The organism is Legionella sp. JM-2024 (genome assembly GCF_055389095.1).
In genome coordinates this window covers 1,764,358-1,779,675 of sequence record NZ_AP039388.1, presented here as the reverse complement: position 1 = coordinate 1,779,675, position 15,318 = coordinate 1,764,358, and the positions used below count along the sequence as shown (strand labels likewise).

The following is a 15,318-nucleotide window of genomic DNA, read 5'->3' as shown; positions in this document are numbered from 1 at the left end:
CCACCAGTTAATAACGAGGTAGTGGGCAACTCAGATCCCTGGTAATTTCTAAAAATTTACTTTTGAACTCAATCAGAACGGGAATACTTTTTAAACAAACCACAACTTATAAAAATTATTTTTCGGCCAATAACACTACCCCAAGTGCTGTATCAGACGTAGAAATGGATTTGGTAGGAATAGGTGTAAAACCTATTTGTTGCAACATGATTTTATACTCATCGGTGGTTTTAAAGACTTCAGCATCAAATTCATCCACAAAAATGTAGCTATATTCCCAGGTCAGGCAAAGATCATAGTAAAAATCTTTAAAACTTTCACAAATTGCAACATGACCTTTCTTTTTTAAAGCATGATAAGCCATATTTAACAGTTTTCTTTTTCTAGAGTCATCCCAATCCCATAAAACACGAACAAATAAAATTAAATCAAACCCTGATGGAAATTGTTCTTCGTTAATAAAATCACCACTATATACATTAATTCGTTTTTGTAATCCCATTGTTTCAATGTGTTTTCGAGCTATTTTTGCTGATTCGGGTAAATTGTAAACGGTAATTTTTAAATGAGGGTATGCTTGAGCCAGTGCGCAAGCAATAGTGCCATCACCACCTCCAACATCCAATATGGAGCGATATTGATTTAAATCAAGATAGTCCAATAAGGTTTGTATGAGTGGTGTTGCAGTTTTTGTCATCCAGGTTTCAAGAAAATTGGCTTCCTCCGTATTTTTGGGTGGCCAGGAAACATTGAATTTTGGATCAGCAAAACGCAATATATTACTTAATTTCTCGTTTGCCATTCTCTGCCAATAAAAATCATAATATTGTTTAAATCCCCAGCTTCCATCTCCCAACATCAATTGACTTTTTGCCAATTGATACCCGATTTGCGAACCGACCTTGATCTTTTTTAAAAAGTTTTCACAACAAAGTAAATGTAACCATTTTTTTGCTCGAACAGGTTTTAGTTCAAGTATTTTCATAATTTCATTTTCCAACAAATAAGGTTTGTCATTAAATAAACGAAATAAATCAAGGTCAAACATAGACTCTAACAGCTTGATTCTCACACCACCTGCAAGGAGTCCATAAAAATACTGACGTGCCTCAATATAACTCTCATGATTATTTTGTTTTTCATTTTGTATAACAATCTCTGGTTCAGGCCTTTTGGCGTAGATCATATGATGATTAAAACCCAATTCTGCAAAAATTGGATTTCTGTCAACATAGGTAACATAGCCCTGCTTTTGTAAGTAGGTGACGAGTTTTTCAACCCGATTGTCAATATCATGAACCTCGATACTCAGTTGTTTAATGAGAGTAAACTGCTCCGGATTAATACTGTTTATTACATCAAGTTCGGCACCTTCCACATCAATTTTTAATAAATCAATGTGAGTGATCTGGTTTTTTTCAATAAAACGTCCTAATGAGGTAAGTTTGCATTTAACTTTGGTTTCTGATGTCTGATTTTTATAATTTTTTTTAATGAGATAGTTTCGTAAGAAAGGCAAATACTTTAATTGATAATACAGTGACTTGTTTTGAAGGGAAGAAAGCTTTAATAAAGTGTCATATTCCAACAGTGGTTGATAATTTGAGATAATTTTATCCATTGGTTTGTAAGTGGCAGTAACGGAGCTATCCCCAAAGAGAGTAAAATCTATACTGCAATCCTCTGGAGCATTTCCCATCCCAGTATTGTATAGGTGTACGTTATGCTTAAACCGCGCTAAATTTTTTTTTAAACACGTAAACGTAGCCGGAATAGGTTCAAAACTGTAAATTTCAGTGTTGTAGTTACATTGCTTCAGAGCAAATAGAGAGAAAATACCAACATTCGCGCCAACATCAAAAACAACGGCTCCCGCACTTAAGGTAAGAAAATCTGATAAATAACTCTTTTGATGAAAAATCTCATATATCAAGCCATACACTTCTAGTTCATTAATAAAATATAAATCTCCAATAGTGAAGTGTTTTCGTGAGATTTCATTAAGCATTGATACTTATCCTTTTAATCAAAATATTTGGTCAATCCAACCAGGATTAATCGATTTCCTGTATGAGGTGTTTTTCCATGTAGGCAGGAATAATTATCTACTATCATAACATCCCCTGGTTGCCAGGATGTTGACACAGTATTTTTTTGTATTGCAGAGTTGATACAATCAGACTCTTGTTTAGATAATGGCTCTCCATCACCATAAAAAGCAATATAAGGGTGAAAATATTTGTGTAACAAGATAAAACGAGCAAAAGGGTTAGTAATCTTGCTTTTGATGTAATCACTGGTTCCATTATAATAATGGTTGGCATGGTTAATTTGGTTAAACCAGACTAATTTACCGCTAACCGGGTGATTGCGGTAAGCAGGAAGCAATTGTTCAGTAATTAGTCCATTACCTTGCACCCATCGAAATTGCTGCCCCATTTGATGCAGCATCATTTCAACTTTCTTGTTATCATTGGTTTGAAATCGCTCCATCCATGTCATACATCCAGAATTTTTACCTATTAATCGAATCATTTTGTACCTGATTCCAGAACCGTAATAATGTCTCCGATACAAAATCCCTTTAGATTGCAATTTTTTTTGTAAAAACTCGGGTAAAGAAAACCATACCTTGTTTCCATCAGCCAAAGCAGTATCTCCACCTTCTTCAGGAGCATGGATACAATTAAAAAAAACGTGGCTGGGAAAATCATAGTCATATGATTTTTCATTATGTAAAGCAAGATTAAAACTTGGATGGATATTTATTGAAGTATAAATATTCTCCTTAATCCTTGTTCTAGGAATTGGACAATATTCATAAGAATAATTTGGACCCAAATCACCTGCCTGGATCACCTCTAAAAATTGCTCAGCCGTATTAACATGAAACCCACGTAAGATAATCGCGCCATAATGAAGAAGATAGTCTTTAAATAAGGCATTTTCCTCTTTAAGAAATTGTTTTAAATCATGGATATTACCCTCTGATTTGGCTTGAGGCTGAATCATTAGAGGTAATTTTTGTTGATTTAAAAAAGAACATATGAGTTGATGGTATGCCATAAAATTTCTCACTTACAATCATGAGGCATGTTATTAGACTTTCAGAGAGTACTTCGTTCTTCCTGATTTTAAAAGGTAGCTCTCCCTCCTTCTCATCTATGCCATACAAATTACCGAGTCACCTTTTTTGGGAATACGCACATTAAATAGTATAGGTTATAGCAAATGTTATACAAGGCCGTATTAGCGCAGCGTAATATGGGGATTGGGCGTGCTTTTCTGGAATACGACTTCATCAAATCCCGGATTGCCGTGTGTATGACCAAATTACACCGCTATTTACGAATCACCATCTTAATATTCAATATTTAATAGCTAATTAATAGATTAATAGATAAAATTAATTTTATAATTCAATTTTAGCTACCTTTATTAATTGTGGGGTATTCAGGCGATGCATGATGGCTCAGTATTTTATACTATATTTTTAATATTTGCTGGAGCTGCATTTTTTTCTACTCTGGTATTGTATACCAGACAGTCACTTTTGGTTGCTTATATAATATTAGGCGCTATATTTGGTCCTTGGGGATTAAAACTTGTATCCGATGTCACCATTGTTAAGCAAGTAGGCGATATCGGAATAGTATTCCTGCTTTTTTTATTAGGCTTGCATTTACAACCACAGAATTTAATTCACATGCTAAAAAAAGTAACCTGGATTGCAATCGTGAGTTCTATTCTATTTGCAGCGCTTGCCTATGGAATAGGTAGATGGTTCGGCCTCTCAATAACAGAGTCTATGATATTGGGTGGCGCTATGATGTTTTCCAGTACGATTATTGGTTTAAAGTTGTTGCCGACAACGATTCTGCATCACCAACACACTGGTGAAGTGATGATTAGCGTACTTTTAATGCAGGACGTTATTGCAATAATACTATTAATATTAATCAACAGTGCTTATCAAGATGGCAGCTTATCAATCAATGATTTTATATTAGTTATTGTCGCATTACCTGCTTTATGCCTGTTTTCCTTTTTATTTGAGCGATACATCTTGATAAAGCTACTAGCTCGTTTTGATAGAACTCAGGAATATGTTTTTTTACTCTCAATTGGATGGTGTTTGGGTATATCTGTTTTGGCACAAAAAATAGGACTGTCTGAAGATATAGGTGCTTTTATAGCAGGAGTAGCATTAGCTTCCAGCCCAATTTCATTATTCATTGCAGAAAGCTTAAAACCATTAAGAGATTTTTTCCTTGTCATGTTCTTTTTTTCAATCGGAGCCACGTTTAACTTTGGTTTTGGAGCGCAAGTAGTAATACCAGCAGTAATATTGGCAACATTGATACTTATCATTAAACCGGTATTATTTTATATTTTACTGGCACGATCTGGTGAGAAAAAGCAAGTGGCTAAGGAAGTCGGTGTCCGGTTAGGGCAGGCGAGTGAATTTTCCTTACTGGTCGCAAGTATTGCGTTGAGTACTAAAATGATTTCAGAGGTCGCCTCTAATTTAATTCAAGCGACAACCATTTTAACTTTTATCGTTTCATCGTATCTTGTTGTATTAAAGTATCCAACACCTATAGCTTTATCTGAAAAAATGCGTAAGGATTAATCAAATGAAATTACTGGTAATAGTATTGTGTTTGCTCAGTGAACGGTTTTTAATCCATTCAATTTCTTATCAGCGATTTTCCTGGCTTAACGACTATTACCTATTTATAAAGAAAACAATTGAGAAAAATGAATATTTTTCTAACCCATGGTCCGTCTTAGCCGCAATCATACTGCCAATTGTTTTTCTTGTATCTCTAGTTTACCTTTCACTCCAAAGCGTTCTTTTTGGATTATTTGGCTTAGTCCTTAGCCTTTTTATTTTTTTCTACTGTCTAGGCCCACAAAATGCCTTTTATCCAATTTCAGAGAGTGATGCTAATCGGGCTGAAGTTGATTCCATTGGTGAATACTTTGCAGAAGTAAATAGCCAATTATTTGCCGTTATCTTCTGGTTTATCATTGCAGGTCCAATTGCTGCTTTGACCTATAGATTGCTTACCTTATGTAAAGATATTAATACTGTCAGTATTCAGGCAACTCAAATTACCGAGATCCTCGAATGGATACCAGCCAGAATAACTGCATTACTGTTTTTATTAGTAGGAAATTTCCAACGGGGATTTAATTTATTCATTCAATATGTTTTGACCCCTCCTGATTCGAATAATAAGATATTGAGTGAATGCGGTTTACAAGCTGTTCGTATCAATGATGACGAGGAAGTACCCATGGCTGTTGCTGAAAGCCTGGTAGAACATGCCGCCATAGTGTTATTGGTTTGTATTGCATTATTTACATTAGTAGCTTGGCTATAATGTTCTATTCCATATTAAATTAATATAGGACATAAATCATGAACACCGTATTTCGCTTGTTTCTTTGCCTGGTAATGTTGGGACTTTCTGCTTGTACTACAATGAAAGATAAAGTTACCCATCATAAAGTTTTAAGTCAATGTCAACAAATATGTTTGCAACACTTGGAGTACTGTAAGCAAAATTGTACAAATAACTGTCGAAATTGTTCTGCTAAAGCAAACAATATTGCCAGAGAAAATTACCTGGAATACCTTCACGAAGTTAAAGTTCAAGGCGGATATATTACTCGCGGGTTGCAATCTTACCGTGATCCACTACAATGCCGCAAAATAACATGTAATTGCTCTGCTGATTTTAATACATGCAAACAAGGTTGCACTGGTGTAATTCAGAAAAGATTACAGCCTGTACCATATTGTTCTTAAAAATTATTGATTGCTGGGGAACTATTTCATGAACAATGAAACAAATTTAGATCTGGATCCAATAGAAACACGCGAATGGCTGGATGCCCTACAAGCTGTACTTATTAATGATGGTCCTGAACGAACCGCATTTCTTTTGCAACAACTTATTAATAGAGCGAACACAGAAGGAGTTAAATTAACAAGTTCAATTAATACCCCTTACAGAAACACGATAAAACCACATGAAGAAAAACAAATGCCCCCAGATGAAGGGATTGGAAAACGTATCAATGCGCTAATTCGTTGGAATGCCGTTGCTATGGTGCTCAGAGCGGGTAAATACGCACCAGAACTTGGTGGACACATCGCATCTTATGCTTCTGCATCCACATTATACGAAACTGGCTTTAACTACTTTTTCAAAGGCCCTAAAGGAGATAATGGTGGGGATTTGCTTTATATTCAGGGTCATTCTGCTCCTGGTATTTATGCCAGAGCATTTCTCGAAGGTAGACTTACAGAGCAACAACTCGAAAAATTCAGACAAGAAGTGGAAGTCGATGGTTTATCTTCCTATCCTCATCCTTGGTTAATGAACGATTTCTGGCAATTTCCTACAGTTTCCATGGGACTAGGCCCTCTGCAGGCAATATATCAAGCACGTTTCTTAAAGTACCTTGAGAACAGAGGGTTAGTTAAAGCAGAGGGCCGTAAAGTATGGGCTTTTTTAGGTGATGGAGAAATGGATGAGCCTGAATCAGTAGGCGCACTTAGCATTGCCGCAAGAGAAAAATTAGATAATCTCATTTTTGTAGTCAATTGTAATTTGCAAAGACTCGATGGCCCCGTACGTGGTAATGGTAAAATTATTCAGGAACTTGAAGGTCTATTCCGTGGTGCAGGGTGGAATGTTATCAAAGTCATATGGGGAAGTCGATGGGATCCTTTACTTGCCCGTGACAACGAAGGTTGGTTGCAAAAAAGAATGGAAGAATGTCTGGATGGTGATTATCAATCCTATAAGGCTAATGATGGATCCTATGTAAGGCAACACTTCTTCAATCAGTATCCTGAATTAAAGAAAATGGTTGAAAATTTTACAGACGAAGAAATTTGGCGTTTAAATAGAGGAGGGCATGATCCTCAAAAAGTGTATGCTGCCTATGCAAAGGCAATAGAGCATAAAGGGACACCCACAGTGATACTCGCAAAAACAATCAAAGGCTATGGGATGGGAGCCGCAGGCGAAGGGCAAAACATCACTCATCAACAAAAAAAGATGACTATTGAACAGTTAAAAGCGTTTAGAGATCGATTTAGTATCCCAATCAGTGACGAAAAAATTGCTGATGTCCCTTTTTATAAGCCTGACGATGATAGTCCCGAAATCAAATACATAAAAAAACAAAGGGAAGCGTTGGGTGGATATTTGCCTCATCGCTCTCCTGACGTAGAACAGTTTAAAATACCTGATTTGGAAGAGTTTTCTTCTGTTACGAAAGGATTAGGAGATAGAGAAATCTCAACGACTATGGCCTTTGTTAGAATTCTTTCAATTTTGCTTAAAAATAAAGACATCAATTCTAGAGTAGTGCCTATAGTACCAGATGAATGCAGAACATTTGGTATGGAGGGATTGTTCAGACAAATAGGCATATACTCTCCTGTAGGCCAACTCTATACCCCGGTAGATCGAGAACAGGTGATGTATTACCGGGAAGCAGTCGACGGACAAATTCTTGAAGAAGGCATTAATGAAGCAGGAGCATTTTGCTCCTGGATAGCGGCGGCTACTTCCTACAGCTCCAATAAATTAGCGATGATCCCTTTCTACATCTATTACTCTATGTTTGGTTTTCAACGCATTGGCGATCTGGCTTGGGCTGCAGGAGATATGCAAGCAAGAGGCTTTTTACTCGGAGGAACTGCTGGGCGCACAACATTAGCAGGTGAGGGCTTACAGCATCAAGATGGCCATAGCCATGTGCTTGCTTCAACCATACCCAATTGTATTTCTTATGATCCCACTTATGCTTATGAATTAGCAGTTATTATTCAAAACGGTTTATATCGGATGTATCAAAAGCAAGAAAATGTGTTCTATTACATTACTGTCATGAATGAAAACTACACCCATCCAGACATGCCGGAAGGCGTAGAAGAGGGTATTATTAAAGGAATGTACCTCTTAAAAGAGAATAAGAGGAAATCAAAAAATCATGTTCAATTAATGGGTAGTGGTACCATTTTACGTGAGGTTATACAAGCTTCACAGATGTTAGAGGAGGATTTTTCCATAACATCGGATATCTGGAGTGTCACCAGTTTCAATGAATTGCGCAAAGATGGCTTAGCAGTTGAAAGATATAATAATATGCATCCCAAAAATAAAGCTCAAGAGAGCTACGTAACGTCCTTATTAAAAGGACGCAAAGGCCCTGTTATTGCTGCAACTGATTATATGCGTATTTATGCTGATCAAATCAGGCCGTTTGTACCTAATCGTTACGTCACACTTGGTACAGATGGATATGGTAGAAGCGATACGCGAGTAAAACTTCGCCATTTCTTCGAAGTCGATGCAAAATTCATAGTTTTGTCAGCTTTAAATGCACTAGTCGCTGAAGGAACATTGGAAAAATCAAAAGTAGTGGATGTCATGAAACGTTATAATATTAATCCGGATAAGTTAGATCCAGTGACCCATTAGTTAAACAAGCAATTTAGAACGCAAGATAGTTCCAGTTTAACTGAATGCTGAGGAAAAATATGACAAAAGAAAGTGAAATTAAAATTCCTGATATTGGTGGTGCTACTCAAGTTGATGTCATTGAGATTTTAGTTAAGGAAGGAGACCATATAGAAATTGATACTCCTTTGATAACTCTCGAGTCTGAAAAAGCAAGTATGGATATACCTTCGCCGCTTAGTGGGACTGTGTCACAGATTATCGTTAAGGTAGGCGATAAAGTATCGGAAGGGGATATAATCATCAAAGCCCAATCAGGTGCTGAGGGAACTAGAGAATCGGAGTCAAAACCCGAGCAGGAAAAGCAGAGTGTGCCACAAGAAAAAGAAGAAAAGCAGTCAAAGGAATTGAACAAACCGGCATCAGCAAGTACATCAAAAAATATCGAAGTGACCATCCCGGATATTGGTGGAGCGACCGATGTCGATGTGATTGACATATTAGTTAAATCGGGAATGGAAATAGAAAAAGATCAGGCATTAGTCACCTTGGAGGGTGATAAAGCCACCATGGATATTCCTTCACCATATGCTGGGACAATAAAAGACTTGAAAATAAAATTAGGCGACAAAGTATCCCAAGGAACACCCATACTAATTTTAGAAACCATATTGGAATCTGAAACCTCTGATGCAATCCAGACAGAGAAAAAAAATACATCAAATGAGCCTATCAAGACAATAGAGGAAACTAAAGAAATAGTAAAGTCCGAGCACGTATTGACTAGTAATTTGAATAGAACAGAATCAGTAAGTACCGTGATTTCGGCAGGACCCGCAGTTAGGCGAATGGCAAGAGAGTTAGGAGTTGATTTATCTCTGGTTCTCGGCAGTGGGCGTAAATCTCGAATTACTAAAGAAGATCTTCAGGATTACATCAAAACTCGTTTAAGCGAAAAAACAGTATCTGGAAGCTTCAACTTACCATCTAATCCAGTAATAGATTTTAGTAAATTTGGTTCTATTGAAACCAAACCGTTAAATAAAATAAAAAAGCTCACTGGTGTCAATGTACATCGCTCGTGGATAACCATCCCGCACGTAACACAATTTGATGAAGCAGATATTACCGATTTGGAAAACTTTAGAAAATCAGAATCTGAAAATGCAAAAAATCAGGGATATAAGTTAACGCTTTTAGCATTTGTTTGTAGTGTAGTCAGCAAAGCACTTCATGTTTATCCACAATTTAACTCATCATTAGATGCTACTGGGGATAATCTGATTTATAAAAAATATTGCAATATAGGCATAGCAGTAGATACTCCCAATGGTCTTGTAGTTCCAGTTATAAAGAATGTTGACAAATTATCTGTTGCTGAAATTGCGATAGAAATGACCAGACTGAGTGTTAAAGCTCGAGAAAAGGGATTAACACCTGTTGATATGTCAGGTGGTTGTTTTACAATTTCCAGTCTCGGTGGTATTGGTGGAACGGCTTTTACTCCCATTGTAAATGGTCCTGAAGTTGCGATTTTGGGGTTGTCCCGGTCAATAATAAAACCGGTTTACGATAATAAAGAATTCAAGCCCAGATTAATGTTACCTCTATCACTTTCGTATGATCATAGAGTCATTGATGGTGCTGAAGCAGCACGATTTACCCGATTTCTCTGTGATTGTTTAAGTGATATTAGGCGAGTTTTACTCTGATCATAGGGAAATGGACCTATTGACATTAGCACAACGCCTTGATTTTCTTTGCTCCGTTGCATATGTATGCTTACACCACACAACGGTGGCCAAAAGAGGGGGTTGCAACTTTAGCGAATAATTTACAACAGTTCCTTAAAACATATTTAAAAAATGAGGCTTCATAAATGGCTAATAAAATTAAAACAGAAGTGGTAGTACTAGGTAGTGGTCCTGGTGGATATACTGCAGCATTTAGAGCTGCTGATTTAGGTAAAAAAGTCGTTCTGGTCGAACGCTTTGATTCACTTGGTGGCGTCTGTTTAAATGTTGGTTGTATTCCATCGAAAGCACTGTTACATATTGCTAAAGTGACAGATGAGGCCCATGAAATGTCAGAACAAGGCGTTACTTTTGGTAAACCTAAATTTGATAATAAAAAATTGGTGACCTGGAAAAATTCTGTGGTTTCGAAGCTTACCGGAGGCTTAAAAGCTCTTTCTAAACAAAGAAAAGTAGAAGTAGTTACTGGAACAGGCAAATTTTCTGGAACCCATCAAATTATTGCTGAAACAAAAGAAGGCCCAGTTGAAATTGAATTTGAAAATGCCATTATTGCAGTAGGCTCGGAATCCATTAAATTACCGTTTATACCAGAAGATAAACGAATATTTAGTTCTACTGGTGCACTAGAACTTGCTGATATCAAAGGTGATTTACTTGTATTAGGTGGAGGAATTATAGGTCTTGAAATGGCAACTGTTTACTCTTCATTAGGAGTCAACGTAACTGTTGTTGAATTTATGGATCAATTAATTCCAAATGCTGATACCGATTTAGTAAATATACTTCAAAAACGAATGGTTAAAAAAGGTGTGAAATTTCTATTAAAAACCAAAGTAACGGCAGTAGAAGCAAAAAAGGATGGTATTTACGTCTCTATGGAAGGTGAGCACGCAACTGATAAACCACTTTGCTTCCAACAGGTACTTGTTGCAGTAGGAAGAAAGCCAAATGGTGGAGCAATTAATGCCGAAAAAGCAGGTATAAAAGTTGATGAACGTGGTTTTATTCCTGTTGATAATCAATTAAAAACTAATGTTCCTCATATTTTTGCTATTGGTGATGTGATTGGTCAACCTATGCTTGCGCACAAAGCCATCCCTGAAGGAAAAGTGGCAGCAGAAGTCATAGCAGGCGAAAAGCATTATTTTGAGCCCAAATGTATTGCCAGCGTCGCTTATACAGATCCTGAACTGGCTTGGGTAGGTTTAACTGAGAAAGAAGCAAAAGATAAAGGAATAAACTACGAAAAAGCCTCTTTCCCATGGGCTGCAAGTGGTCGAGCTCTCAGCATGGGGAGAGAAGAGGGAATGACTAAATTAATATTCTGTTCAGAAACCAATCGTATTCTGGGTGCTGGAATCGTCGGAGTAAACGCCGGTGATTTGATCTCAGAGACTGCTTTGGCAATTGAAATGTGCTGCGATGTTGAGGACATTGCACTTACCATTCATCCGCATCCAACGCTTTCAGAGACCATAGCTCAATCAGCAGAAGCATTTGAGGGCACTATAACTGATCTATATTTACCTAAAAAAAAGAAAAAATAGTTATAGAAGAATAATTGCCCATGAGCAACTAACGCTCTAATTCGTTCCTTTGGTCATTAAGAACAAAGGAACACTTAGTATATGACTAAAGAAAGATAATTTATTCCAAATCAGCAATTTTTATTTCATATTTGCTAATATTTAATCATAAATAGTTTACATGTTAAGCAGTAATTCCCAGGAGTAAGGAATGATATTAAACATTCGTAGAATGAAAGATAGTGATATTGAAAATGTTTATTCTATCGAAACCAATGTACATCTTGCTCCCTGGAGTAAGGACATATTGCGAGATTGTGTTCTTGTTGGCTACGACTGCAGGGTTCTTGAAATAAATAATGGAGACAGTCCAATTCTTGCGGGTTATATCATATCCAGAATAAGTAATAACAGTTGTCATATATTAAATTTATGTATTGCTAAACCATTACAATCAAAGGGCCTGGGAAGAAAATTATTACAAACTGTACTTTACTCTTTATCCAAATATACCCAGACAGAATCAGTCATTTTAGAAGTAAGGCCAAGTAATATCACCGCATTACATCTTTATGAAACCATGGGTTTTGAAAGAGTAGAAATCAAAAAAGATTATTATAAAGATAAAAATGGCACAGAAGACGCAATCCTCTTAAAAAAAATGATTCATCATTAAAATTAAATTTTTTACTAAAAAACAGCATAAAAAAAATTAAAAAAAACCTAAGTCAAGACTGTTTTTTCATTTTTTCTTTGCTATTATAAGTAAGTCCCATTAATTATCTATACAATTTACCCACCTGTGGATAAATTTATTTATTTTCTCTTGATTTTCTTTCTCATTATTTCTTAATTATTTATCAATTCCCAGAATTTATAAGGTCTATAGGACTTTATTTATTTTTCATTATAAAAATTGTTATCCACAAAATCTGTGGATAAACTTGTGTATAGTGCTGTGAATTCCTTGAATTAAATTACAAATTAAAGTTGTATTACTATTAACCAGAAATTTAAAACCAATAAGCGGTCAATTACACCTTATATGTTTCTATATATTGCATTCATTTCCCTGGTTTTTATTTCGACATTAGATAATTTTTCATCCAGTTCGTTAATGTTGGGAATAATGAATTTATATTGTCCAGAAACATTATTCACCATGATACCTAAACCTTTTTCAATAATATCTTCCCTTAGACTTGTCTTAAATTCGCGGTCCTTTTTAGTAGTAATGACTAAGTGATTACTTACTAGAGAAATCTCAGGGATATCATTATAGGTAATATGTAAATTATCCAGATAACTGACTAGCTTCATAATTACACTTTCGGTCTGATAATCAGAAGGAGTTAATCCCGTGATCTGAATACCCATGTAGTTAGTGATTGGTTTTCTATCAAAAAAAGCTGGTTCCTGTGGCTCTTTACCTTTATTTTCTTCCTTAGAAAGTTCTCTTTGTTTTGCATTCAGTAAATACATATTATGGCTTAGCACAACTGTGAGCATTGTAGATAGTTGAAACGGAAATAAACTAGTGCATTGATAATTATTTATAATTTGACTTAGGTAAGTGACAAAGTTATCTTGGCCTTGAAGAAGTGAGTTAGAAATATACCGCAAAGATTCCTTTTCCTCAGGGTATTTTTCTAGCTGAGTGTAAAGAGCTTCTAATGGCTCCGCAATAGTAGGTGCAAACTCATCTGACACTAAGAACATACCCAAACCACTTCGCTTATTAGCTCCCTTTTCGAAAGCCATAAGCAAATTCAACATTAGTTGCAGAGTGTCTCCCTGCACTTTGCTACCTTTAAGAACAATCAGCCCCATTCTTTCTTCAATATTTTTTTTATAATTTAAATAAACTTCCTCAATGGACAATATCTGGTTAATATCTTTAGCCGTAAATGGTCTGACCTGTTGTAAAGATAATTGTGGGCTCTTAAAATCATAAAGGTACCCATGTGTATTAATACATTCATTCAATTCCTTGACAGTATAAGCAGCACCACTTTCAGATCTAAACTCGATAGGGTTTTCGTTCAACATTTCCTAACCACTTCCTTAAGCCATCACAAATAGTGTATTAATATTTCAATAATGACAAAATAAGTTTAATTAGTTAAATATTAGCACTTTTTTTGCTTGCCATGACAACATATCAATTGCAAAAATATAGAAGATAAATTAATTTGATTATAGAAAACATATCTATAGGATTAAGATTTGAAGATTCTTGTTATCACAGGAATAAGTAGAGGAATAGGTAAGGAGATAGCTAGAACATTCCTGGACAAAGGTTGGCATGTTATCGGTACTTCAACAACTGGTGCTTCTTCAATAACTCATAATCGCTTGAAAGTTAATGTGCTAAATTTAACTAACTCAGAACAAATTGATAATTTTGTAAAAAAATTACCTAAAATTGATGTATTGATAAATAATGCGGCTGTGTTACTTGAAGATTGGGATGAAAAAAAAATTAATATGTCCCTGTTAAAAGAGACTTTTGCCATTAACCTGTTTGGTACAATTGAATTAACTGAAAAATGCATACCTAAATTAAATAACAATGCTCAAATAATAAATATATCATCAGGTTGGGGAACATTCAGCTCAAATAATTCAGCTTTTCAGCCTCATTATAAAATGTCGAAAGCCAGTTTGAATATGTATACTAAACTACTTTCAGAGAGATTACCCCAGATTACTGTATCCAGCTTTGATCCTGGCTGGGTTAAAACTGATATGGGAACACAAAATGCACCAACAGCTCCAGCAAGAACGGCACATGAAATCTATGAGTTAGTTAATATGAAAAAGAAAAGTGGGTATTTTTGGTACGATGGTAAAATAAGAGATTGGTAGCAGATTAAATCTAGGCTATTCTGAAAGTATAAAGTAATGCAATAAAGGAGTACAACAAGGTGAGTTATAGCTCAATAAAATTGATATGGATTGCTGGGATTATATGTATATTTCCTGCCTTGTCCTATTCAGACTCCAATAATCAGTACAAAGAGGAACTGCAATCACAGTGCCTCAAGTCATGGTTAAAAAATGCAGGCTCTTCAATGGACATGGAAGCATATAAACGATTTGGCGATAAATATTGCCGATGTATTTCGGCTCAAACTCTTAATAATGATACTGCTATTCAAAATGCGATCAAGTATTGTATGCCACAAACAATATTACATGATGCCATGGACGCACTGGAAGAGGAAGTCACCCTGTCCGAAGTAAACACTGCAACCATAGAAGAATATTGCCTTAGCAGGTGGAATCTTATTTATCGTAATCAAAGCTTGGAAGATCAAAAAAATATTAGTGCTTATTGTGCATGTGTCAAAACAAAATTATTACAATTTATAGAACAAATAGATCAAATATCGAATGCAGAATACAATACTGCTATTAACGATATTAATATGATTTGTTATGAAAATTTAAATAAGTAGCACAGCACACTTTAACCAAATGTCACTTAAATAGCCATTATTCCAATGACTTATAACTTACTCAGATTGCTCTATGAAGGGTTTA

Annotated in this window: 12 protein-coding genes; 9 read left to right on the top strand and 3 right to left on the bottom strand. The window is 35.7% G+C overall.

Annotation, left to right across the window (positions count from 1 at the left end):
- Positions 1-115 precede the first annotated feature (115 nt).
- Together ACZ5EK_RS07905 and ACZ5EK_RS07900 are read right to left on the bottom strand one after the other, a co-directional pair.
- Positions 116-2,008, bottom strand: coding sequence for an FkbM family methyltransferase (locus ACZ5EK_RS07905; protein WP_464432401.1), 1,893 nt, complete (start codon positions 2,006-2,008; stop codon positions 116-118).
- A 14-nt stretch (positions 2,009-2,022) separates the two neighbouring features.
- Complete coding sequence (locus ACZ5EK_RS07900) at positions 2,023-3,066, bottom strand: TauD/TfdA family dioxygenase (protein WP_464432400.1); 1,044 nt, start codon at positions 3,064-3,066, stop codon at positions 2,023-2,025.
- Positions 3,067-3,460: 394 nt separating this feature from the next.
- On the opposite strand from ACZ5EK_RS07900, the gene ACZ5EK_RS07895 reads away from it, so the two are divergent.
- The 7 genes from ACZ5EK_RS07895 to rimI all read left to right on the top strand — a co-directional run bounded on the left by ACZ5EK_RS07895 (position 3,461) and on the right by rimI (position 12,448).
- Positions 3,461-4,633, top strand: a complete 1,173-nt coding sequence (locus tag ACZ5EK_RS07895) for a cation:proton antiporter (protein ID WP_464432399.1) — start codon at positions 3,461-3,463, stop codon at positions 4,631-4,633.
- A 4-nt stretch (positions 4,634-4,637) separates the two neighbouring features.
- Complete coding sequence (locus ACZ5EK_RS07890) at positions 4,638-5,390, top strand: hypothetical protein (RefSeq protein ID WP_464432398.1); 753 nt, start codon at positions 4,638-4,640, stop codon at positions 5,388-5,390.
- Positions 5,391-5,428: 38 nt separating this feature from the next.
- Positions 5,429-5,818, top strand: coding sequence for an acyltransferase (locus tag ACZ5EK_RS07885; RefSeq protein WP_464432397.1), 390 nt, complete (start codon positions 5,429-5,431; stop codon positions 5,816-5,818).
- 28 nt (positions 5,819-5,846) lie between these two features.
- Complete coding sequence (gene aceE / locus ACZ5EK_RS07880) at positions 5,847-8,510, top strand: pyruvate dehydrogenase (acetyl-transferring), homodimeric type (RefSeq protein WP_464432396.1); 2,664 nt, start codon at positions 5,847-5,849, stop codon at positions 8,508-8,510.
- Between the two features lie 59 nt (positions 8,511-8,569).
- Positions 8,570-10,201, top strand: coding sequence for a dihydrolipoyllysine-residue acetyltransferase (gene aceF / locus ACZ5EK_RS07875; protein ID WP_464432395.1), 1,632 nt, complete (start codon positions 8,570-8,572; stop codon positions 10,199-10,201).
- A gap of 167 nt (positions 10,202-10,368) precedes the next feature.
- On the top strand, positions 10,369-11,793 hold the full coding sequence (gene lpdA, locus ACZ5EK_RS07870) for a dihydrolipoyl dehydrogenase (protein ID WP_464432394.1): 1,425 nt from the start codon (positions 10,369-10,371) through the stop codon (positions 11,791-11,793).
- A 190-nt stretch (positions 11,794-11,983) separates the two neighbouring features.
- Positions 11,984-12,448 (top strand): ribosomal protein S18-alanine N-acetyltransferase, encoded by a 465-nt coding sequence (rimI, locus tag ACZ5EK_RS07865; protein WP_464427505.1) that lies wholly within the window; start codon positions 11,984-11,986, stop codon positions 12,446-12,448.
- 365 nt (positions 12,449-12,813) lie between these two features.
- Here rimI and ACZ5EK_RS07860 read toward each other — a convergent pair whose 3' ends face one another.
- Complete coding sequence (locus tag ACZ5EK_RS07860; RefSeq protein WP_464432393.1) at positions 12,814-13,821, bottom strand: hypothetical protein; 1,008 nt, start codon at positions 13,819-13,821, stop codon at positions 12,814-12,816.
- Positions 13,822-13,998: 177 nt separating this feature from the next.
- Here ACZ5EK_RS07860 and ACZ5EK_RS07855 point away from each other — a divergent pair, with 177 nt between their 5' ends.
- Positions 13,999-14,640 carry an SDR family NAD(P)-dependent oxidoreductase gene (locus ACZ5EK_RS07855; protein ID WP_464432392.1) on the top strand — a complete coding sequence of 214 codons (642 nt, stop codon included), beginning with the start codon at positions 13,999-14,001 and terminating at the stop codon, positions 14,638-14,640.
- Positions 14,641-14,699: 59 nt separating this feature from the next.
- A complete protein-coding gene (locus ACZ5EK_RS07850; RefSeq protein ID WP_464432391.1) occupies positions 14,700-15,233 on the top strand; it encodes a hypothetical protein in 534 nt (177 codons plus the stop codon).
- Positions 15,234-15,318: the final 85 nt, after the last annotated feature.